Annotated in this window: 19 protein-coding genes; 9 read left to right on the forward strand and 10 right to left on the reverse strand. The window is 39.5% G+C overall.

Features of this window, described 5'->3' with window-relative positions; translation table 11 throughout:
* Positions 1-25: 25 nt before the first annotated feature.
* Both J0M15_09760 and lgt read right to left on the reverse strand, forming a co-directional pair.
* The gene (locus J0M15_09760) at positions 26-514 is read right to left on the reverse strand and encodes a hypothetical protein (GenBank protein ID MBN8537328.1); all 489 of its coding nucleotides are present in this window, start codon (positions 512-514) and stop codon (positions 26-28) included.
* A gap of 201 nt (positions 515-715) precedes the next feature.
* Positions 716-1,837, reverse strand: a complete 1,122-nt coding sequence (lgt, locus tag J0M15_09765; protein MBN8537329.1) for a prolipoprotein diacylglyceryl transferase — start codon at positions 1,835-1,837, stop codon at positions 716-718.
* Positions 1,838-1,964: 127 nt separating this feature from the next.
* Here lgt and J0M15_09770 point away from each other — a divergent pair, with 127 nt between their 5' ends.
* Complete coding sequence (locus tag J0M15_09770; protein MBN8537330.1) at positions 1,965-2,729, forward strand: hypothetical protein; 765 nt, start codon at positions 1,965-1,967, stop codon at positions 2,727-2,729.
* Positions 2,730-2,793: 64 nt separating this feature from the next.
* On the opposite strand, the gene hutU is transcribed toward J0M15_09770, so the two are convergent.
* Positions 2,794-4,467 carry a urocanate hydratase gene (gene hutU / locus J0M15_09775; GenBank protein MBN8537331.1) on the reverse strand — a complete coding sequence of 558 codons (1,674 nt, stop codon included), beginning with the start codon at positions 4,465-4,467 and terminating at the stop codon, positions 2,794-2,796.
* 208 nt (positions 4,468-4,675) lie between these two features.
* On the reverse strand, positions 4,676-5,551 hold the full coding sequence (locus J0M15_09780; protein MBN8537332.1) for a LysR family transcriptional regulator: 876 nt from the start codon (positions 5,549-5,551) through the stop codon (positions 4,676-4,678).
* A 265-nt stretch (positions 5,552-5,816) separates the two neighbouring features.
* Here J0M15_09780 and J0M15_09785 point away from each other — a divergent pair, with 265 nt between their 5' ends.
* Positions 5,817-6,764: an NADP-dependent oxidoreductase gene (locus J0M15_09785; GenBank protein MBN8537333.1), complete on the forward strand. Its 948-nt coding sequence runs from the start codon at positions 5,817-5,819 to the stop codon at positions 6,762-6,764.
* A 120-nt stretch (positions 6,765-6,884) separates the two neighbouring features.
* Here J0M15_09785 and J0M15_09790 read toward each other — a convergent pair whose 3' ends face one another.
* Both J0M15_09790 and hutH read right to left on the reverse strand, forming a co-directional pair.
* Positions 6,885-8,048, reverse strand: coding sequence for an ATP-binding protein (locus J0M15_09790; GenBank protein ID MBN8537334.1), 1,164 nt, complete (start codon positions 8,046-8,048; stop codon positions 6,885-6,887).
* A 290-nt stretch (positions 8,049-8,338) separates the two neighbouring features.
* A complete protein-coding gene (hutH, locus tag J0M15_09795) occupies positions 8,339-9,871 on the reverse strand; it encodes a histidine ammonia-lyase (protein MBN8537335.1) in 1,533 nt (510 codons plus the stop codon).
* 108 nt (positions 9,872-9,979) lie between these two features.
* Here hutH and J0M15_09800 point away from each other — a divergent pair, with 108 nt between their 5' ends.
* The 4 genes from J0M15_09800 to J0M15_09815 all read left to right on the forward strand — a co-directional run bounded on the left by J0M15_09800 (position 9,980) and on the right by J0M15_09815 (position 15,736).
* Positions 9,980-11,245, forward strand: coding sequence for a U32 family peptidase C-terminal domain-containing protein (locus J0M15_09800; protein MBN8537336.1), 1,266 nt, complete (start codon positions 9,980-9,982; stop codon positions 11,243-11,245).
* A 110-nt stretch (positions 11,246-11,355) separates the two neighbouring features.
* Positions 11,356-14,451 carry a hypothetical protein gene (locus J0M15_09805; GenBank protein MBN8537337.1) on the forward strand — a complete coding sequence of 1,032 codons (3,096 nt, stop codon included), beginning with the start codon at positions 11,356-11,358 and terminating at the stop codon, positions 14,449-14,451.
* On the forward strand, positions 14,439-15,197 hold the full coding sequence (locus tag J0M15_09810) for a hypothetical protein (GenBank protein ID MBN8537338.1): 759 nt from the start codon (positions 14,439-14,441) through the stop codon (positions 15,195-15,197). Before J0M15_09805 ends, J0M15_09810 begins: the two co-directional genes overlap by 13 nt.
* A 62-nt stretch (positions 15,198-15,259) precedes the next feature.
* Positions 15,260-15,736: a hypothetical protein gene (locus tag J0M15_09815; protein MBN8537339.1), complete on the forward strand. Its 477-nt coding sequence runs from the start codon at positions 15,260-15,262 to the stop codon at positions 15,734-15,736.
* A gap of 28 nt (positions 15,737-15,764) precedes the next feature.
* Here J0M15_09815 and rpe read toward each other — a convergent pair whose 3' ends face one another.
* The 4 genes from rpe to lptG are packed head-to-tail and all read right to left on the reverse strand — an operon-like array spanning position 15,765 to position 19,198.
* Positions 15,765-16,394 (reverse strand): ribulose-phosphate 3-epimerase, encoded by a 630-nt coding sequence (gene rpe, locus J0M15_09820; GenBank protein ID MBN8537340.1) that lies wholly within the window; start codon positions 16,392-16,394, stop codon positions 15,765-15,767.
* Positions 16,391-17,464 (reverse strand): methionyl-tRNA formyltransferase, encoded by a 1,074-nt coding sequence (locus J0M15_09825; protein MBN8537341.1) that lies wholly within the window; start codon positions 17,462-17,464, stop codon positions 16,391-16,393. The genes rpe and J0M15_09825 overlap by 4 nt, the downstream gene beginning before the upstream one ends.
* Positions 17,461-18,051, reverse strand: a complete 591-nt coding sequence (gene def, locus J0M15_09830; GenBank protein MBN8537342.1) for a peptide deformylase — start codon at positions 18,049-18,051, stop codon at positions 17,461-17,463. The genes J0M15_09825 and def overlap by 4 nt, the downstream gene beginning before the upstream one ends.
* 40 nt (positions 18,052-18,091) lie before the next feature.
* Entirely contained in the window at positions 18,092-19,198 is a 1,107-nt protein-coding gene (lptG, locus tag J0M15_09835) for an LPS export ABC transporter permease LptG (GenBank protein MBN8537343.1), read from the reverse strand.
* 49 nt (positions 19,199-19,247) lie between these two features.
* On the opposite strand from lptG, the gene J0M15_09840 reads away from it, so the two are divergent.
* From J0M15_09840 to J0M15_09850, 3 genes are read left to right on the forward strand one after another with little or no spacing between them, the layout of a single operon-like run.
* Positions 19,248-20,222: a response regulator gene (locus J0M15_09840; protein ID MBN8537344.1), complete on the forward strand. Its 975-nt coding sequence runs from the start codon at positions 19,248-19,250 to the stop codon at positions 20,220-20,222.
* Positions 20,223-20,231: 9 nt separating this feature from the next.
* Positions 20,232-21,068, forward strand: coding sequence for a carboxylating nicotinate-nucleotide diphosphorylase (gene nadC, locus J0M15_09845; protein MBN8537345.1), 837 nt, complete (start codon positions 20,232-20,234; stop codon positions 21,066-21,068).
* A complete protein-coding gene (locus J0M15_09850; protein MBN8537346.1) occupies positions 21,055-21,813 on the forward strand; it encodes a biotin synthetase in 759 nt (252 codons plus the stop codon). Before nadC ends, J0M15_09850 begins: the two co-directional genes overlap by 14 nt.
* Positions 21,814-21,821 lie beyond the last annotated feature (8 nt).

Raw genomic sequence — 21,821 nt, forward strand, 5'->3', positions numbered from 1 at the left:
AACTGCAATTTACCAACAGGTGTAACTACATTTCTGGGAAATAAAATTTATAATTATTTTTATAACCAAAATTATCCCAAACTCCATTTCCATTAACTATGGCAACTTCTAAACTGAGTGCATTTAAAACTGCCATGTAGGGTCGCTGAGCGTATACTAAAATATCTCTCATCTGCTGAGTGCCATATTGAAGACAATTATACCCCGATGCCACCAAACAACCGCTTGTTAGCCTTACAAAAGCATCCGTACCCGAGCTGTTACTCATTAAGAATTTTCCATAGGGACGGCTATTATTATAATTGGCTTGGACGAAAGCATAAAGTTGAGATGAGTTTTTCAGATTCCCAGAATAATAAATATCCAAAACTGCATTCATACTCGTTTGTAGGGAACGACAGACTTTTACAGGACCACTAATCTGACAGCTACCCTTCATAGAGTAATCTGGAGGATAACTTGTGGCAAATGCAGCAACTCCCATCAATACTAAAATCAGACCCTTGATAAACATAAATTTTCCTTTCGTAAGCTTATTTCATAAGCTTACTTCGTGAGTTCATTACTTCTTTTAACTTTCGAAATAACTCATCACCTAATAAGAACCTAAACTCAAGGATCTTTTGGGTTTGTGAAAAAAATTACAAATTATTTTTTAAAATATTAACCTTGAATATATTACTTATATTTAATAAACTGTTAAGTTTTCTTGATTCTATTTGCGGCCTAATTTTATGGATTCAACTTTACCCCAACCAGGACTGGTGATGGTTCCCGTGCGTTGCCAGATACCTCCCAAAGTCAACGCAATGAAGGCAAAGCCAATACTCAACCATTGCCCTCGAGTGAGATCAAATAACTGATACCCAATATGAGCATCAGGCAAACGATAAAACTCATCAAACATTCGCCCCAGGGAATAAAGTATTCCAAATAAAGCTCCTACTGTTCCTAACTTTCTAGGTTTTCGCCAAAACAAAAACAAAAGAACAAACACCAGAAGACCTTCAATCAAAGCGGCATAAAGTTGCGAAGGGTGCCGCGGGATCAGTAAAGGCTCTATTTTTGAGGCTAACTCTTTATCTCCTACTTGAATTTGCTGAATCACTTTATGAATAAAATCAGTAATTGATTCTTTAGCTTTCAGATCATATTTCATTTGATCTACCCATAAAAGCCATTGGTCTTTGCTTCCGCCCAGCTTGGCGTAGGCCTCTCCAAGCCCCTGAAATCTTGCCGTATCACTCATGGACCAACTTAACATATCCGTCGGAAACTTAACCGCCCAGGCAACGGCGGATTGAATGGGCCTTCCGATAAGCTCCCCATTAATAAAATTTGCAATTCTTCCAAAGAAAAATCCAATGGGACCGCACAAACAAACCAAATCTAAGAGATACAAAGTACTGATGCCTTTTTTGGCTGCAAAAACTAAACAAGCGACAACAATTCCAATCATTCCCCCATGGGAAGCCATACCCCCTTCATTCACAGCAAGCACTCCCCAAAAGGGCAATTCCGATTTAAATTTAATAAATAAATCTGGGGAATAAAACAAACAATAACCCAAACGGCCACCCACCATGGTACCAATAGCACAATAAGTAATAAAATCACTTACCATTTCTGGAGCCAATCCTAATTTTTGTTTTTCACAAATCCATTTGATTAAAAAGTAAGAACAAATAAAACCAATCATATAGCTCAAGCCATACCATCTGATTCCTATATTTCCGGTAAAATGAAGAGCAAAAGGACTGATATCATGAACGTAATATTTTAAACTTTCCACTGAATAATTTCTCCTATTAAGAACTCGTATCCTGACTCGTTTCATTATGGTTCATCTTGTTGGATTTTAGCAATATGAGTTTGTAGGATGGCTTTACAACTGATGCACTTAGGCATCAGTTTTTTATTAATTTTTTTAATTTTAAACGAGCCGAATCTGGTACAATAAAGCCATGTATCAAAAACTTCATTTTCAAATCCTAAGATTTTTTGCTTCTTTCTTATTGGTTTCTCTCATCTGTTTTTCGCCTCCTATTTTTGCTTTTGACAATGCAAAGCTTTTTGATAGAGCCGATAAACGCGAGGGCTCCCGATGGACTTTATCTGAATGGCTCGCACAAAAAGAACGAAATAAGTTAATGGACCTCTGGTTGGCCATGAACACTCCTTCCCCCTATGAATTCATGTTGGGCTTTTCCTATAACAATTACCAATCTACAGAGAATCAAACCACCCTGGAATACCTTACCACAGGAGCTGTTATTCAAGCCTATGCTCAAATTTTTGGATTGAGTTTAGAATATGAAAACAGAGGGGGTGAGCAGGAAAATGATTTAACAGGAAGTTTTAATTTACGTCTTTTAGGGAACTCGATTCAAAGCACTCACTTGTCAGTCCACTTTGGACAACGCACTAGAACTGTTTCTGATATCACCCCCAGAACCCTTCTCCGAAATCAATTTGGCCAAATGAGTTTACAAATTTATTTGAATCCCTTTTTTGGAATCAATGGCCTTTATCGAAACTACCTTCCGACCCATGATGCCACTTTTGGCGATGTCACCGGGCAATATACTACTGGTGGTTTATTTATCGATTTTAAGGCCATCCGCATTTTAGGGGAGTGGTATGAAGACATTCAAAAAAATAATGGTAGCAGTGTCTCTCCTGAAATCAAACGAAACGGAATCAAAACGGGACTGCAGTTCTTTTTCTAAATTGGTGTTTCTGTAGAAGTGGTTAGGCAGAAGGCAAAACAGAAAAGTTATTCTTGCACAGCCCTTAAATCCACAAACTTTTGACATTTCTTTCTATAGCGATTTTTTTGGCCTCTGGATAACCTGCATCTACATGGCGGAATATTCCCATAGCAGGATCAAAGGTCAGAACGCGTTCCAATCTCTTAGCCGCCGCTTCTGTTCCATCCGCAACAATAACTTGCCCCGCATGTTGACTGTATCCCATCCCCACACCTCCACCATGATGAAGACTGACCCAAGAGGCTCCACAGGCCACATTTCCCATCGCATTGAGCAATGGCCAATCAGAAACCGCGTCACTTCCATCCAGCATCGCTTCCGTCTCACGATGGGGGGAAGCGACACTGCCACAGTCTAAATGATCACGACCAATCACTAGAGGAGCCGATACTTTTTTCTCTTTAACTAATTGATTAAATAGCATTCCGGCTTTGGCTCTTTCTCCATATTCCAACCAACAAATTCGGGCAGGAAGACCTTGAAAAGCAATTCTTTTTTCTGCCATTTCAAGCCAGCGATGCAAGTGTGGTTTTTCAGGAAATAATTTTTTTAATGCCTCGTCGGTGACTTTAATATCGTGAGGATCCCCGGATAAAGCCACCCAGCGAAAAGGGCCGCTCCCTCTGCAAAAGAGGGGACGAATAAATGCGGGAACAAAACCAGGAAAATCGAAGGCATTTTTAACACTGGCTTCTAAAGCTCTGGCTCGTAGGTTATTGCCATAATCAAAAGTGATAGCCCCACGTTTTTTCATTTCTAACATTCCAAGCACATGTTTGGCCATACTTTGATAGGCCCTTTCTAGATATTGTTTCTGATTAGATAACCTGAGCTCTTGAGCCTCTACCAAGTTTAAGCCCTCGGGAATATAGCCTACTAAGGGATCATGGGCGGAGGTCTGATCAGTCAATAAATCAGGAGTAAAATTTTTTTCAATCAGTTGATGAATCACCGTCGCCATGTTCCCGCAGAGGGCAATGGATTTGGCTTCTTTGGTTTGCTGATATTTTCGAACTCTTTGTAGAGCTTCATCTAAGTTCGAAGCCACCTCATCGACATATTTTGTTTCCAATCTTTTTTGGATTCGCGAGGGATCTACCTCAATCGCAAGGACAATGGCTCCAGCAAAAACTCCCGCCAAGGGCTGAGCTCCCCCCATCCCACCCAAACCAGCGGTGAGAATCACTCTGCCTTTAAGATCCCCATTGAAGTGTTGTCGTCCAGCCTCCACAAAGGTTTCATAGGTTCCTTGAACAATTCCCTGGGTCCCGATATAAATCCAACTTCCTGCCGTCATTTGACCATACATCATTAAGCCTTTTTTATCGAGCTCATGAAAATGTTCCCAAGTCGCCCACTTAGGAACCAAGTTAGAATTGGCTATCAGCACCCTAGGTGCTTCTTCGTGGGTTTTGACAACTCCAATAGGTTTGCCTGATTGCACCAAAAGAGTTTCATCATTTTCCAAATTTTTTAAAGCCATCAGAATTTTATCAAAGGACTCCCAATTGCGAGCGGCTTTGCCAATCCCTCCATAAACAATTAAATCCTCCGGTCGTTCAGCAACCCCAGGGTCTAAATTATTCTGAATCATTCGATAGGCAGCTTCTTGAATCCAGCCTTTACAACTCAGCTGAGTCCCCGTTGGCGATTTGACAACCCTTTGATTTTGATTTTCATTCTTATTCGATTTCATGACTCCCCCTCTTGTCTCATATCTCTGCATTCACTCTCACAAGACTAATATCTCTATAGACTTTTTGAAAAAAATCATCAATTAGGTTTTAATAACAATTTATTGCGTAAGCAAGTGGTGACACACACCTTTGCTACGAGATGAATGAAGCCTGATATTAAAGTAGGGTTTTAGCTCACTTGCTAATACTAAAATACGCGAATAAAATTTACATTAGTTCTTTTAATTTCTTTCGAAACCATTGGTGAAGGGGGCTTTCATGTGTCTGGGCCTGCCATACCATTCGAAAGGTAAATGAGCCCAGATCAACAGGGCAATCAAACTGCTGAATTGGAAAGTATTCACTGTATTTTGCTAATAACTTCTTGGGCGCAGTCAATACTAGGTCGGTCTGTTGAAGTAACCAAGGCAAAGCCGTAAAACTATAGGTGCCATAAATGATGTTTCTGGGCTTCTTAAGCTTTGAAGAAAGTCGATCTTTGAAATCTCCTTGCAAAGTAATTAGAGCATGCTCTGACTTTAGATAATTTTCCATTGTGAGGTTTTTTTGAATGAGAGAATGTTTTTTTCTAACTGCGACTCCAAAAGAATCCTCGAACAATTTAGTTTGGTAAAACCCCTCAGGCACATCAGAATAGAACCCAGCGATAGCTAGGTCTACACTTCCCTCTTCTAGCTTTTTCTTTGGAAGTTCCCCCGCTGTTGGTCGAATTGAAATTTGCAATCCAGGGGCTTCCTTTGCGAGTATTGGCTGAAGACGAGACATCACCGTGACCTCAAAGTAATCGGTCGTAGCCAGTACGATTCGCGCTTTCACGGAGGCAGGATCAAACTTTTTTTTATGTGTGACCAATTGGTAACCTCGATTAAGCCATTCTAATAATTCTTTTTCCAAACTTTTGGCAAACTCCGTCGGAACAATACCCCTGGACGTACGCACAAACAGCGGGTCTTTAAAAAAAACTCGAATCCTCGCTAGAGCATGGCTAACCGCGGATTGCGTCATTCCAAGCTCAACAGCGGCCTTAGAAACATTCTTATGTGCAAAAAGAGCAGCTGCTATTACCAATAAATTTAAGTCCATAGACCTGATATGTCCAATTTTCATAGCATATATGTTAGCTATGAATTTCACTAATTTCAAGAAGTTAGTTATATCAGCTTTAAGAAACAACATTCCTTTTAAAGGAATCAACCAAGGAGAAAGAATATGAAAACTTACCTCATATTCATTCATTTTTCAGAGAAATAGGTGCCCTTTTGGTTCCCGACTAACTAGAAATAAAACAGTATAAAAAATTTGAATTAGATAAATAAGGATAACAAAAAATAAGAAAAAGGAGTCAACAGTGAAAGCGATAACTATCGAAAAATTTGGTGGTTCAGAAGTTCTTAAAATGAGCCGTATTCCAACGCCCGTGGCACTCGACAATGAAGTCAGAATAAAAATATCATTTGCCTCCATAAATCCTGTAGATTGGAAAATCCGCAAAGGTTATTTAGCAGAGATGTTTCCACACAAGTTTCCCTTGATTCCAGGTTGGGATCTTGCGGGAATTATCGATTCAATTGGAAAAAACGTTAAATCATTCAAAACTGGTGACAAAGTTTACGCTTATGCCCGCAAACCCGAAGTTCAGTGGGGAACCTATGCTGAATACATTACATTAGATGAGACAATGGTGAGTTTAATTCCAAAATCATTAACTGAAGAACAATCTGCTACCATTCCATTAGTTGGATTAACTGCCTGGCAAGCTCTTTATGACTTTGCTCAGATAAAAGAAGGGTTAAATGTATTAGTATTGGGAGGTTCCGGAGGCGTCGGTAGTTTTGCAATTCAATTTGCAAAAGCTGCAGGAGCCATGGTTTTGACCACTACAAGTCAAAAAAACAAAGTGTATACAAGTAAACTAGGCACTGATCTGGTTCTTGATTACGAAAAAGACAATATGGATGAAATTATTAAAGACCGATTTCCCGAAGGGCTTGATATTGTCTTTGATACCGTAGGGGGTGAGAGTCTTAACGCCAGTTACCAGTGGGTCAAAAAAGGAGGAACCCTAGTAAGTATCGTGGATTCACCTGACAAACTTCGAAGTACAAGCCTAGGTATCAAATCTGGTTTTGTTTTCGTAAGCCCAAGTGCCGACCAACTTCAAAAAATTGCAACTCTCGTTGATCAGAAAAAAGTTGTAATACCAGAGTATCAGGTCTTTCCTTTGGCTGAAGTCGTTAAAGCTCATGATCTAAGCGAATCAAGACGAGTTAGGGGGAAAATTCTTCTAAAGATTTAATAGAACCTATGTAGTTGCTCCATCGAAGTGGCAGATGCAGATTTTATTTTTAGATCAGCGTCTAGGGCTCTAAATGGCTATCTTGTGTTAATAATTTACACTGCGATTAAAAATATAAAGTTAGCTAGTAAAGAGTTCTTTTAAAGCTAACTGCCAATGAATGGCGCGGGTTTTGCCAAATTTTTGTTCTAATTTATCACGGGACAAAAGCAAGCGTTCTGCTTTTGGATCAATATCAGGTCCTAATTTCTCAAGTGAGTTTGCATCTTCAGAGCAAACTTGGTCTTTAGATTTAATCTCTATTAAAAGTTTTTTATCACCGGGACGAATTACAATTAGATCAATTTCAACATCGTCCTTTGTGCGTAAATATGAAAACTCCCAATCTAACCTCTTGTATGAAGAATTCTTTAGAAATTCTAAGATGACCCATCCTTCAAAAGCATCACCCCAATCCCTTGTCTGAGGAAGTAGCTCTACTGTTAAAGTTTTATCTAAAGCTCTCTTAAGTCCATTATCTATAAAATAAAACTTAGGCATAACTTTCTGAGCTTTCCGCACAGAATTATGGTAAGAAGGTAAATGCCAACCAATCAAAGTATCCTCAAGTATTTCAAAATAATTTGCCACTGTTACATCATCAATTCCGACTTCTCTGGCAATTCTTGATTTATTGATGATCTTGCCATTCATTTGTGCGGCAATTGCTAAAAACTTTCTAAAGGGTTGAATATTTCTTACCCATTGTTCTTGCTGAATTTCCTTTTGTAGGTAGGTGCCCACATAGGCAGTTAGAAATTCCTTTGCTGCTTCAAAACTGTTCGATAAATAGGCTTCAGGTAAGCCTCCCCATTCAAGTGCTTTTTTTAAATCAAAGTCAGAGCCGATCTCTAAAGTAGATAGAGGAAATAGATTATATACCCAAGCCCTGCCAGCTAATAAATTTGTGCCCTGTTGTTTTAAGCGACGACTCGATGATCCTGTAAGAATAAACTGACGTTTACGTTTTTGAATTTGAGAATGGACGACATCCAACAATTTGGGAAATTTTTGAACTTCATCAACTATGACCCTTTTCCTAAGATTTTCAGGAGCATCAATTAGTGCTTCAAATCTTTTGGGATTTAGCATGAGCTGATCCAAAAACTCAATATCTAAGAGATCAACAAAAAGACTGTCCTCTTTAGAAAAACAAGCTTCTAGAAGGGTTGTTTTTCCTGAACCTCTTGCCCCAAATAGAAAAAAACTGTTTGTTTTTGATAAGTTAACAATTCTCTTAATCATAATCAGAATTTTAACGCCAAATTCGAATTTATGTCAACAGGCTACTAGCACATTTGTAATAAAGAAGTTATTTCTTAAAATAAAAACCTCTGAAGTAGTATTATTAAAGACTTTTGCCGTGAATAAGGAGCATTGAACGTTAACGATCAGCAGATCGGACTATCCACCAAAAAAATCTCAATTTTGAAATGTGTTAATAATTTCGTCAAAATATGAGACAAATGTAATTTTCATCTAAAGCTCTGGCAAGCTTACAGAAAAGTGCTATCAAATTTAGTTCCCCAAATAAGTTAAACTTCTAATTCCCCAACCTCAGCTTCTATAGTTTTTACGATCACTTCCGATTTAATTAAGTTCAATAGACAATGAATATCCTTGGAAAAAACCCTGTCCTCTTTGGCATAGGGAACTTGTTCCCTGATGAAATTTTTTATGACTTGTAAAGGCTTGGAAGGCTGCAGAGGCGCTAGCAAATCAATTCCTTGGGTTGAAGATAGCAACTCCATGGCTACCACGGTTTGAGCGTTTTCCAAAATACTTCCCGCTTTTCTGGCGGCGATGGTTCCCATGGAAACGTGATCTTCTTTTTCTGCAGAGGTAGGAATGGTGTCCACGCTGGCTGGATGGGACAAAATTTTGTTTTCAGAAACCAAAGAAGCCGCCGCCACCTGAACGATCATGTGCCCTGATTGCAAACCGCCTTCTTGAACAAGAAAAGCGGGTAGGTCTGACATTGCTGGATTGATCAGCTTGGCAATGCGACACTCACTGATGGAGGCTAAACTTGAAAGAGCTATGCCCAAATAATCCATGGCAAAGGCCACGGGCATTCCATGAAAGTTACCACAGGATAAAATTTTATTTTCATTGGCAAATACCAGTGGGTTATCCGTTGAGGAGTTCGCTTCAATCTCTAGGGTTGAAATAACTTGTCGTAAGGTGTCTTTTACCGCACCATGAACAGCGGGCATGCAACGCAGAGAGTAGGCATCTTGAACCTTGCTACAATTAAAATGACTGTCAGCAATTTCACTTTTTTGGGATAAGATTTTCATTAAATTTCGAGCTGTTTTTCCCTCTCCTGGATGATTTCTAGTTGCCGAAATTAAAGGGTCAAAAGCACTTCTTGATCCCCGAAGAGCTTCTAAGGACATGGCCCCTGAGACGTCGATGACTTTTAATAAATTTCTTGTATCATAAGCTGTTAACATTCCAATAGCCGTCATCACCTGGCAACCATTTATCAAAGATAATCCTTCTTTGGCCTGAAGAACTAATGGCTGAATATTTTTTTCAACCAAGACTTTATCTACAGAAACTTTTCTTTGATCTTTTGTCCAAACCTCCCCTTCTCCAATCAATGCCAATGCCAGATGAGAAAGAGGAGCTAAATCTCCACTAGCCCCCACACTGCCTTTGCAAGGTATGACGGGAATGATATCATTATTGATAAATTCTAAAATTTTTTCAACGACCAGGGGTCTAATTCCACTTTTTCCGGTAGCTAATGCATTCGCCCTGAGAATCATCATGGCCTTGGTCTGCTGGGGCGTAAAGGGTTCCCCAATTCCCGCACTGTGCGAACGAATTAAATTTCGTTGCAAGGTTTCAATTTCATGATTTGAAATGCGCACACTTGAAAAAGCACCAAACCCTGTGTTCACCCCATAGATGACTTCACCTTGGTTTATTCTTTTTTCAATATAACTTCTTGATTCCCACATAAGAGCTTTGGCTTCCGGAGACAAAGTTAAGGGTTCTTTCTGATGACGAACCATTTCCATTAATAAATCGATACTCAATGAATTCCCTTGGATTTGCATTTTTCACCTCTGATATTTGTATAGACTATCTCCCATAGCAATCAAGAATATAGTTGCGTTTCTTGGTCCGTAAATGGTAAAGGCAAGCCTCAAATAGTTGAGGTCACGATGATGGAATTATTAATGCCCGCAGGGTCTTTAGAAAAACTTCAATTTGCCATTCTCTATGGTGCGGATGCAGTGTATGCGGGCGTCCCTCTCTTTAGTTTAAGGGCCAGAGAAAATGAATTTGGCTATGAGGATTTAAAAAAAGGGATCGAACTGGCTCATTCTCAAAATAAAAAAGTTTACTTAACTGCCAATATTTTTGCTCGTAATTTAAAGCTGAAACCTTTTTCTGAGCAGCTTCCAACGTGGATGGATCTAAAGCCTGATGCGATGATCATGAGCGATCCAGGGTTGATTTCAATGGTGAAAGAAAAATATCCAGAGTTGCCCATTCATTTGTCGGTTCAGGCCAATTGCATGAATTGGCAAAGTGTTAAGTTTTGGCAACAAATCGGAGTTTCCCGCATTATCCTGAGCCGAGAACTACGATTAACTGAAATCAAAGAAATTAAAAACAAAGTCCCTGACATGGAATTAGAAGCTTTTGTCCACGGGTCTATTTGTATTGCCTATTCCGGTCGTTGCTTGCTATCCCATTACATGAGCTACCGTGATGCCAACCAAGGGGTCTGTGATAATTCATGTCGCTATGGATACCATCTTCATGCCTACAATCCCGAAAAAGTTAAAAATGAGACGGAGTACTTCTTAGAGGACCTCAGAGATCCTGGGCAATTTTATCAAATTGATGAAGATGAAAATGGAACCTATATCATGAATTCCAAGGATCTCTGTTTGATCGAACATCTTGCAGAGCTCAAAGAAGCTGGCGTCATTTCCTTTAAAGTGGAAGGTCGCACGAAATCCGTGCATTATGCAGCTCATGTAGCCAAAATTTATCGTCAAGCCATAGATGATCTACAAAATGGTAAGGAATTTGATACCCAGTTATTGGAAGAAATCCACAAAGTGGCCCATCGTGGATACCATAAAGGTTTTTTGATGGGGCAACCGACCCCCGAGGCACAAAATTACAAGCATTCCACGTCGCGTGAGGGCTCTCAAAAATTTGCAGGATTGGTTAAAGAAGCCAGAGGTTCTGAAGTGAGTGTGGATGTCCGTAACAAAATTAAGATAGGCGATCTTATAGAAATCATCAGCCCCAAATCTAATATGAAAAGCCAAGTTCTTAAAATCTTGGATCCCAAAAACCAACCTGTGGAGGCCGCCCATGGAGGCGCTGGAATTTACACTTTGTCTCTCAACGTGAATTCAATTGAGACAAATTCTCCAATTGAGACAAATTCTCTTCTGAGTGTTTTGTAGCATTGAGTGTATTATAGCTTTGATTCTTTTTGAAACGCATTTAGTGACTTTTTAAAAGCTATTGAAAATGACTAAAGTTTTTGTGATTTTTTGCCGAGCCTTTGATCACTATGAAAAAGATAAAACACCGCCAATCCAATTTTTCGTTTCTATTTTCGCTTTTAAAAACCTCGCGAGGTTTTTCCTTATTAGAAGCCGTTATTAGTTTGGGAATTTCGGGAATTATCTTACTTTCCATCACATCGATGATGCAATTGCTTAATGTCAATAGCAGCCGAGTCAGCATGGGGGCAACTAAATTTGAACTTGTAAATAAAATTAGGATCAATGCCTTGCATCTCTTAGCTTTGGAAAGCTCTGGCAGAATGAACATCACCTTGGGGACAGCAGGACTGACTCCAGACATTGGGGTTCCCAATAATTTAACAAACTTTCGTGCTTTGGCTGACTGCATGCCTTCCCTCGCCACTGTCGGCAGTTGTAATAAAGGAGCTATGGAAGATTCTAGAGGCTTTCGATTTTACCTCTCCCAAGGGCTTTCTGAAGACCCTAACAAAGCTATTGCAGGTGAAGATGTTTTTTACACCGTGACTGGCGTTCGATGCAACCAAACACAAGCTGCAAGTCCGTCTGAATGCCCGATTTCTGCGATGACCTGGGCCGAGCCTTTTTGCTCTAACTTTGCAACTGCATGTAATAAGGCGATTGCCCTAACTATCAGATATAAGATTGCTCTTCGACCTGACTTTACAGGAACAATAATGATGTCTCCCATTGAAGGGGAAGCCTATCTGCCTTTAACTAAGGGAATTCAGCTCTCTCGTCTTTTGTCTGAAAATGACAATCCTATCACGATGAACTCAAACGGAATCTATTCGGTACAAAAATATTATGGAGACCAAGCAGCTCAACCTAAGGGGCTCCGATTTGAAGCCATCCTCGGGAACCCTACGGGATTGGTATCCATGCGATTGCAATACCGAGCCATTACGGGAGTGGATGCCGCACCCTACTTTGATGATAATATTCCCAATGATATCTTTTCCTTGGGCTGGACAGATCTGACGGATCCAGCGAATAACCTACTTCCATGGACCGTTCTCCTTACTGGAGCCAAACCAAATCAGATTATTAATTTTGGAATTCAAACGAGCGCTAGCTCTCCTGTATTTGTAAATAAATCCATGGCCATCGGTGCTACTCCTACCGATTCCGCTGCCCTCCAAGCTCAATTTCGCTGGACCATCAATGCTTCAGGAAACTTTGTGGCGCCTTCATTTAAGTCAGGATATTATCAATTCAGAGTCCTTGCCACGGACGCTGCCTCTGGGACTATTGAATCTATGAATTACATCACTGTTAGGATTGTCCCACGTCCTCAACTTGTCATTCCTCCATCACAACCCCTTTTGTCCCAAACTCGCAATTGCATCGCCGGCAACGACTCTGTTCAATACTCCATAGGTATTGCTGACGATGAAGACTTGTTGGATCAAACTCTCAAGATTAGCGGAGTTGACATCCCTTTCAGCGCCGTTTCGGGAACCAATGGTATTGTTTCCTTTCCCTTCGATTTAAGCCAGGTCATCACAGGCTCAAGTCAAAATTTCCCCGTCGTCACGACGGCAAAAAATAAATTTACTGGACGCACTGTAAATTCTCAGGTTTTAACAGCAACTCAAAATACGATGACTGTTACTTTAAGCGAGAAAACAATTATTAACAATGCTCTCGCAGGCACTCCCCTTAAAATTCGTCTCAATACTAATGGTGTCACCAGTACGAGTTTTGAAACGGGTAGTTGTTGTAACTTAGATCCCGCTGTCACTTGGTCCACTCCGAATATTCCCGAAGTGGCGGCTCCTTTGTTAACCTTGGTGAGCAATACGGCTGCAAGTTGCACTCTCGATGCGCCCAATAATCGCAGAACCTGTGCCACCACTGCGGTTGTCACTGGAATTTTGGAATCCCCCGCCGCAACAGCCTCTCCAGATATCGCTGTCAATTACACTTTTTCTTCTGGGACCAATGCCTGCACCGGTGGATTGGCTCAAACGGTATTTAATAATAATGCCTATATTCCTGTTGTAAAAATACCAGGAATCCAATTTTTTCTTCCCGAATCATTATGGCTAACACTTCCAAATAATTCGATTCGCCCTTTAAAATCATTTATTCCGAGGGTCTATGTCAGAGCTGATTTTGATCCCGACGAAGACATCACTGTTGGCGTCTACAAATCCATCGATAATTCGCTTGTTTGCTCCATTGATTTTCCAGCAGGAACAGGTACTTCTGTCATTGATAAACCTTGCAATATTCCAGCAGGATTTTCGGGCGATTTATCTCTCAATAGAATTACCCCAAATGTGATGCTTCCTGCAGATGCAGCATCACCCACTTTTAGAGCTAAGCTTGTAAGCGGTAAGTTAAATCATCGAACTTGCCAACCTAGCTTAAGCAGCTTGGCTGAATTCGCTGACTATGTAAATCCAACGGATCAGCCGATGCTCAATTCCCCTTGGGGTTTCACTCTGGATGGGTCCTTCAATCCAATTCAAGATGTTAAAAATGATGCGGGCCTTTGGGGCATTGAAGCAACAAAACAACTTCGATGTTACGATTCTTGGAATGGAACAATTCCAGGAACTCCCAACTCCTACACATTTGGAAATAATTTGGATCAGCTAAATATGAATATCGTTGGCAATGGAGACATCAATGTTCAAGATATTTATAGGATTTTTCGATATAATACGGAACCTGGGATTAAACCATTCGATTGGTTGCCAAATGCTCATATTTATTTAGATTCATCTTTAACCAGGCACCAAACTTATATATTCCCCGACAATCCTGGTTTGGATTTTTTTCCTAAAAATGCCCCTAATGCTTTCATCGTTTGGTACAATGGCAGCCCGGGACCTATTAACTGGCAGTTTGTAAATCAGTCTGGTGCATATGCTCAAACCCCTCCCAAACCATGGACTGACTACACACCTCAGCTATGCAGCGGCTCTTCTGCTTTAACAACCATAAAATTACTTGGGGCTAAGGAAACGGGACACTCTACCCCTGAAACCGTATTGAAAGCTGTAAACAGCTACACGATAAGTGGGTCTACTGGATTTTACTCCTATAATTTTATGTGTGCCTATGGCCGATGGAATCCTTTCAGCAAAGGAAATACAAATTGGTCAAATTAACTAAATCTATTGGCTTGACAAAGGCCAATGAATCTAATTTTTTCTTTAGTATTATTCAACAAAGGAGTGGAATTGGGATTCTTTCATTTGTCCTGATACTATCTGTCGTTTTTTTTATTGGCCAACAATTCATACTGATGGATCAACAAAGCTCTTTTTCTACTTTCCTTCAATCGCAAAGTCTAGAAGCACAAAAAACTATTTTAGATAATTTAGAAACCCTTTTGGCTGATGAACTAGCCCTAAGAAATTCTCGTTTTACAACAAATCAGCCTTTATACCGATGCCTTTTTGCTAACCCAAACCCCTGCGACCAAAGTCAAAGCTATGATTTGCTTCTTTATGCCCCCAATCCACCAATTATATTTTCTGGTATTTGGCCAAATCCGCCCGTTGATATGGGGAAACTAGCGGGTGGGCTTACCACTAACAAAGTATTCTATACGAAATCTTCGTCTCGGTGTCCAGATACCACGACCACTGCGGATACCGCCTGCCCTCTTCAAGCCATCGTTCAATTTAAGCCTCTGTGTGGTGGGACCCCCTCCGCACCCGTTCCATTGATGGGATTTAACAGCGACGAAGAATCTTACTTAATTACAGATTGTCCTGGCCGGGCTACTGGATTTGATATCAGCATTGGCGTGGCTATTTTTAAAAATGGTAGTCTGATCTATAAAAATGATACTTCCAAGTATGGCGATACCAGGGTTTATCGAATTAAAGCAAATTCCCTAATAAATTAATCGGAAACCGATTTATTTTTTAATTTGTTTTTTAAACTGATATGAGGAGATAATAGGTAAAAATGGATTCACTCAAAAAACTTTTTAATCGAAAAATTATCAATGATCCCAAACTTCAGTATGGGATCTCCATTTTTTTTGTTTCCTTTGGACTGGTTAATTTTATTTTTTTTATTGTGGTACTAAAAGTTTGTGAGTCTAAACTGATTTCCGAAATAAATACCTTAGATTCAGCGACCAGTAGGTATTTAAACCAAATCATCATTGAAATCTCCAACCTCCTGTTTAACATTCTCTCTCTATTTGGAATTTTTACGCTTTCAATTTCCCTTGTCGCTGGAATTTTATTATTGCAGCATATTTCAGGCCCGGTCTTTGCCTTTAAAAAATTTCTTTCGGATGTACTGGAAGGTAAACCAAGTAGATACCCCCTTCATCTCAGAAAACATGATTTTTTTTCGGATCTCGCAGACCTTGTAAATAAAATCTATGAGAAGTTTGAATTAGATAAAAAAAACGACCCCAATCTAAAAAAATAGCCTCATACTAGTTCCTTTGAATGAGACCCTATCTGAGGGAATCGATATTTTTTTTATAATCATTTTTAAAAATGTAGGATCCTGAGACTAAAATATCAGCCCCGTTCAAGTATTTTCGTGTTTCGAAGTTAACGCCCCCGTCGACTTCAATTTCGTAATTTAAATGGTGTTTCTTACGGTAATCGACAAGCCATGCTATTTTTTCAACTTGATCAGGCATAAATGACTGCCCTCCAAATCCTGGTTCCACGGTCATGACTAAGACCAAGTCGACCCACTTTAAATAGGGCTCTAATACACTGATTTTTGTTTTGGGTTTTAAAGACAGTCCACTCTTCGCTTTCGTTTGAATCTTTTTTAAAATGATCTCTGCCTGATCCGTGGATTCAATATGAATGGTCAGATAATCACTTCCGGCTTTTAAAAAATCATCAATAAATTTTTCAGGTTTATCAATCATTAAATGGACATCCAACGGAACTGTCGAAATTTTTTTTAACGAAGCAACTACGGGAGCACCGATTGTGATGTTGGGAACAAAATGTCCATCCATCACATCGACATGGATCAGATCAGCACCGGCTTGGGAAACAGCTTTAATTTCTTTTTCTAAATTCGCAAAATCAGCTGCTAAAATACTGGGAGCAATTTTTTTCATAAGACTGCACCTAATTTATCACCTATTTTTAAGGAATGACCTTGGAGAAAATCTTTTATCTTCATTTTATTTCTTGATTCTGGTTGCACTTCTATAACTTCTAGTTCTGTAAATTCTTTACTACCCGCCCCTGACAAAAAAGGATCTGGGCCGCACTGTATGGTGAGAGCTTCTTCCGTAATTTTAAGAATTCGGCCTATTTGATTTTGATCAGCAGCCAAGACCTGGCGTTTTTTGTAACCACTCAGATAGGAATTTAAATCTGCCTGGGTTGAAAACTTCATGGACCGTGGAGACGACTCTTTACTCCATAATGTTTTATGAATCTTGATTTTTTTGCCTTCAAAAAAAGTATAAGAGCCCGGCCCCATGGTGAGAGCTCGTACTTGATTATGGATTTCTAAGGCCGATAGGCTCCATTTGATTTCAGATTCTAATTTATCAATTTTTTTAGCCAAAAGCACATTTTCTTCATTTTGCTTTACGGGAGCCAAATTACCTCGAATATAGTCCATCAAATCCACCCGCAACAAATCGGCCCCCAAAAAAGCAAGTTGATCCTGGAGTTCAAGAGCTGTCATTTCTGTTGGAATGGTTGTTTTTCTTATTCCAATAATGTCCCCAGCATCTAATTTTTTAACCATCTTCTGAAGCGCTACTCCGGTTTCAAGATCTCCGTATTGAATGGCTCTTTGTATCGGGGCAGCTCCACGCCATCGAGGTAATAATGAGGCATGAACATTCACAGCACCAAGGCTAAATGAGGACATAAATTCCTCTGATAAAATTTGACCAAAGGCAACCACCACAGCGATTTCGGCGCCCCAAGTTTTAATGGCATCTAAAATCAACCGATTATCCTTTAGGGATTCAGGAGCCAGAACTTTTAATCCATTATTTTGTGCTAAGACTTTGACTGGGCTCGGGGTCAGAGAGAGCTTTCTTCCCGCTGGACGATCTGGTTGAGTGACAACGCCTACCACTTCAAAATGTTCGTCTTCAAGCAAAGCTTTTAAAGAAGTCACTGCAAATTCAGGAGTTCCTAAAAAACAAACTCTGATTTGACTCATAACTTCCTTTCAACTTTATCCTTTGACGTGCTCTTTAAGGGATAACCATGTTTTTTAATTTGGCTTTTGATTTTATTACTCTTTAGAAAACTCAAATGATCAATAAATAATTTACCCTCAAGGTGATCTAATTCATGCTGAATACAAATCGCCAACAATCCATCTGTTTGAAAGTTTTTTTTACGCCCTTTTAGATCATAGGTTTCAACAACAATGGTCTCAAATCGATGTACCGTTTCATAAAAGGAAGGTACACTCAAACAACCTTCATCAAATGTTGTTTTACCTTCACCTTTGATAATTTTAGGATTAATTAAAACTAATGGCTGTGGAATTAATTTCTCGAGCTCGCCCATTTCTTCGTATTTATATCTTCGACCTTCTTCATCCTTTGGTCGCGTGTCTATAACAACCACTCTCTTAAGAATGTCGATTTGTGGAGCTGCTAGTCCAATGCCCTTTGAGTGATACATCGTTTCAAGCATATCTGCAGTTATTTTCTCTAAGGATTCATCAAAAACCTCGACGGGTTCTGAAATTTCTCTTAACCGTGGATCTGGATAGGTAAGTATTTTTAAAATAGACATAATAAATTTATTTCTGTGCTTTTCTTATTACAAAATCAACTTATTTTTTTGACTTTGAAATTAATAGAACTCCAAAACCCAACATAACAAAATTAGGGATCCAACCTGCAAAAATGGGCTTTAAATGACCATGAGTTCCTAAGGTGATGGAGGAATTATAAAAAATCCAGTACAAAAACACCAATCCAATACAAATTCCCACATTCATCATCACCCCTCCCGAACGTTCCTTGGTGACGCTAAAAGGAATACCCAGAATCGTCATCACCAATCCTGCAAATGCAAAGGCCAATTTCGCATGGTAGTCCACTTCATAGCGAATCGTATCCAAGCCGGCTTCTTTATTCTTATCAATAAATTTAGAAAGTTCTTTTTGTGAAAGCATTTCTGAGGTTTGCCCACTGCTTTGTAAGTCCTGCGCCTCTTCATTCATAACGATAATTTTTTCTTGAAAATCCGTAGAAAGCGGAAAACTTGAATCCTGATAAAAAACCGTCACTGTCCCTTTTTTAAGGGCCCATTGGTAATGCCCCGAAGCATCTTTAATTGATTTGTTCTTTAAGTCCACTTCTTCAGCGGTGATCATTCTTTGCAAATCCCAGTTATCGTCAAAAGTATAAAGAGTCAATCCATGGGCCTTAGAACCATCAAGGCTCAACGTCTTGATATTAAAAATTTCGTTTTTGGACCGGTACCAAATTCGATTGGTTTTGATTATGGAAAACTGGCTTGGGTTCTTTTTGATCTCATGATAAAAAATATAATTTTTTTGCCGAGTTAAAGAAGGAATCACCCGGTCACTTAAATAAAAACTAAATAAGGAGAGGAGTAAAACAATAAAAACTATGGGAAACGATATTCTAAATAAGGAATAGCCCGAGGCAAATAAAGCAATCAATTCATTGGTTTTGTTCAGAGTCGACAAGGTCAGAATAGTCGCTAGCAAACAGGAAACGGGGATCAACTTTTGAATAATATCGGGAATATATAATAAATAATATTCCAATAAAAAACGAGGGGCGACATGTTGATAACTAACAAAGGTAGACAAAATATCTATTGCCAGAAAAACAGTTAAAAAAACAAGAATCCCTCCTAAAAAATACCCAACAAAGAACTTGGAAATATATCTATCAATTCTCAACATGATCTCATTATGTCTTGACTCGTAAAAAAAATCCCTATTAACTTAACGTATGGCTTTACGCGTCTTGCTGGCTGACGAAAGTCAGACCATTAAAAAAGTAATTCAATTAGCGCTTCAAGATTTTTCTGTGGAGGTTAAACCCGTCCATTCAGGAATTGACGTCATTCCTATTGCTAAGGTTTTTCAACCAGATATTATTTTTACCGATGTTTTGCTTGCAAAAAAAACAGGTTATGATGTTTGTAAAGATTTAAAAAATGATCCTGACACCAGCGGTATTCCCGTCGTCTTGATGTGGAATAGCCTTATGGGTATCGATGAAAAAAAAGCCGCTGAAAGCAAAGCCGATCGACGCCTTGAGAAACCCTTCGAGGTAGAGACTCTCAGACAAATAGTTCAAGAACTGGCGCCCAAAACAATTTCTAATCCGATAAGCTCTTTTTTGAATTTTGCTGAGATTGATAGCTTTAAAGAGGGCCCACAAAGTCCCTCGGCACCTCCCACTGAAGCCCTTGATTTGATCTCTGAAGATGATGATTTTGCCCAAGTACCTCTAAATGACATGTCTTATTTGTCCTTGGATAAAAACCTTAGTAACAACTTGGATAAAAAAAACGACAAACCCCTTGAAGAATCTGAAGATTGGACCCAAAAAAAAATTGAAATCATCCCCAGCCCTCTCGAAGTTAAGGGGAAAAAGGCAGATGAACCTGATGACAATATCTTCACCCTTGATGAACCTGATCTTAAAAATGCCCAAATTAACGTCACTGATAATTTTGAAGAAATTATTTTCAACAATGACCTTGAAGCCACGGGCTTACCTAAAGCGCCTTCCTTAAGCTCGCCGCCTGGAAAAATAAAATCATCCTCACTTGATTCTCTAGATCAAGAAAATCTTTTTCGTGAAGAAGCCAGAACCCTTATCGAGAAAATGTGTTACCATCTTATTCCCGAAATTGCAGAGCGAGTTGTCAGAGAAGAAATAAAAAAGTTGCTTCAGGATGCAGAAAAGTCTATTTAATTATATTCTATGATTCTCAGTGACTTAATTAAAGCAGCGATCAAAGAAGATATGCCTCAAGGTGATGTAACAACTGAATCCTTAGGCTTGCTCCCACAACAAGGAAAAGCCGTTCTCAAGGCCAAAGAAGATCTGATCCTCTCTGGGCTCTTGCCATTTGAAAATACCATGATGATGGTTGAGCCATCCTTGAAAATTAAATGGAATTTTGAAGAAGGGCAGCTGATTCTAAAAAATCAAAATATTTGTTCTTTGGAAGGAGACTTATTAAGAATCCTTAAAGCTGAAAGAGTTGCCTTAAACTTTCTTGGGCATCTATCTGGGATTGCAACTTACACTCATAAGTTTGTCAATGCTGTTAAAGGAACTCATACCGTCATTTTGGATACAAGAAAAACCTTGCCCGCCTACCGTGATCTTGAAAAAAAGGCTGTGGTTCATGGTGGTGGCATGAATCACCGAATGAATCTTTCTTCTGCCATCTTACTAAAGGATAACCATATCGCAATCATGGGCGGCATCACTCCGGCTGTGAAAAGAGTCAGACAAAACTCAGAGCTAAAAATCGAAGTTGAAGTGGCAACTCTTGACCAAGTTAAAGAAGCTGTTTCATTAGCAGTGAATAGAATATTACTTGATAATATGACTAACGAAATGATGACAGAAGCTAAAAGACTCACTCCGCCAGGCATTGAAACGGAAGCTAGTGGAAATATGAGCCTCGACAGGGTCGCCGCCGTGGCTGCTATTGGAATTGATTATATCAGCGTTGGTGCGCTGACTCATTCTGCGCCTGTGGCAGATATCAGTTTGCAATTTGAATGGAAAAAAAATGTCCCTTCCTAAAGACTCCTCCAAAGACAATCCATTGCAAGATATCCTTATTGGAAAAATGAGCAAAGCATGGGCCGACAACAGCCAAATCCCCGTGACCTACCTGCCCCAAACCCAAAGCACCAATGCCTTAGCCAAGCATTCGGATCTTGGTGAAAATGATTTCAAATTGACTCTTACAGACTTTCAATCAGAAGGCAGAGGACGTCAAAAAAATAAGTGGCACAGTGAAAAAGGTGGCTCCTTATTAAGCACTTGGAGTTTTTATTTACCTCAGACTCCGCACTCCGCCTTCACTAGCAGGGTTGGTATGGCTTTGTGGCGGGCCTTAAAAACAACCTGGACCTTTATTCCTTTTTCACTCAAGGCCCCAAATGATATTTACATACTTGATAAAAAAATATCAGGGATTTTAATTGAAACCATCAGTCAAGGCTCTGAAATTACCGCTCACATTGGCATTGGCATCAATGTTTTAAACTTTCCAGAAGATATTCCCATGGCCTCCTCTTTAGTTCATTCCTTTCCTAAAAATCTCCCCTTATTAGGAACCGACTGGGTACGTTTTCTCGATCGCTTATTTTTTGAGTTAACAGAAAGTGTCTCTGCAGCAGGGGAACCTTTAAATTCTACAGACTGCGAAAATTTGAAATGGGCTTTGAATCAATGGAGTCTTCTTAAAACTCCCTATGATGAGGTTTTAGAAAATGCTGAGCTGATCAGCAATGGAAAAAAAGTTCCCTGGTCACAAATTTGACTTAAAAA

Source organism: Deltaproteobacteria bacterium, assembly GCA_017302835.1.
GTDB lineage: Bacteria > Bdellovibrionota > Bdellovibrionia > Bdellovibrionales > Bdellovibrionaceae > UBA2316.

What these genes read in the sequence shown, in the direction of transcription:
- J0M15_09840 (MBN8537344.1), top strand. Translation starts at nt 19,248, where the DNA reads ATGGCTTTACGCGTCTTGCTGGCTGACGAAAGTCAGACCATTAAAAAA.
- def (MBN8537342.1), bottom strand. Translation starts at nt 18,051, where the DNA reads ATGTCTATTTTAAAAATACTTACCTATCCAGATCCACGGTTAAGAGAA.
- J0M15_09790 (MBN8537334.1), bottom strand. Translation starts at nt 8,048, where the DNA reads ATGATTAAGAGAATTGTTAACTTATCAAAAACAAACAGTTTTTTTCTA.
- J0M15_09800 (MBN8537336.1), top strand. Translation starts at nt 9,980, where the DNA reads ATGATGGAATTATTAATGCCCGCAGGGTCTTTAGAAAAACTTCAATTT.
- lgt (MBN8537329.1), bottom strand. Translation starts at nt 1,837, where the DNA reads ATGAAACGAGTCAGGATACGAGTTCTTAATAGGAGAAATTATTCAGTG.
- rpe (MBN8537340.1), bottom strand. Translation starts at nt 16,394, where the DNA reads ATGAAAAAAATTGCTCCCAGTATTTTAGCAGCTGATTTTGCGAATTTA.
- lptG (MBN8537343.1), bottom strand. Translation starts at nt 19,198, where the DNA reads ATGTTGAGAATTGATAGATATATTTCCAAGTTCTTTGTTGGGTATTTT.
- J0M15_09815 (MBN8537339.1), top strand. Translation starts at nt 15,260, where the DNA reads ATGGATTCACTCAAAAAACTTTTTAATCGAAAAATTATCAATGATCCC.
- J0M15_09805 (MBN8537337.1), top strand. Translation starts at nt 11,356, where the DNA reads ATGAAAAAGATAAAACACCGCCAATCCAATTTTTCGTTTCTATTTTCG.
- hutU (MBN8537331.1), bottom strand. Translation starts at nt 4,467, where the DNA reads ATGAAATCGAATAAGAATGAAAATCAAAATCAAAGGGTTGTCAAATCG.
- J0M15_09760 (MBN8537328.1), bottom strand. Translation starts at nt 514, where the DNA reads ATGTTTATCAAGGGTCTGATTTTAGTATTGATGGGAGTTGCTGCATTT.
- nadC (MBN8537345.1), top strand. Translation starts at nt 20,232, where the DNA reads ATGATTCTCAGTGACTTAATTAAAGCAGCGATCAAAGAAGATATGCCT.
- J0M15_09780 (MBN8537332.1), bottom strand. Translation starts at nt 5,551, where the DNA reads ATGGACTTAAATTTATTGGTAATAGCAGCTGCTCTTTTTGCACATAAG.
- hutH (MBN8537335.1), bottom strand. Translation starts at nt 9,871, where the DNA reads ATGCAAATCCAAGGGAATTCATTGAGTATCGATTTATTAATGGAAATG.
- J0M15_09770 (MBN8537330.1), top strand. Translation starts at nt 1,965, where the DNA reads ATGTATCAAAAACTTCATTTTCAAATCCTAAGATTTTTTGCTTCTTTC.
- J0M15_09850 (MBN8537346.1), top strand. Translation starts at nt 21,055, where the DNA reads ATGTCCCTTCCTAAAGACTCCTCCAAAGACAATCCATTGCAAGATATC.
- J0M15_09825 (MBN8537341.1), bottom strand. Translation starts at nt 17,464, where the DNA reads ATGAGTCAAATCAGAGTTTGTTTTTTAGGAACTCCTGAATTTGCAGTG.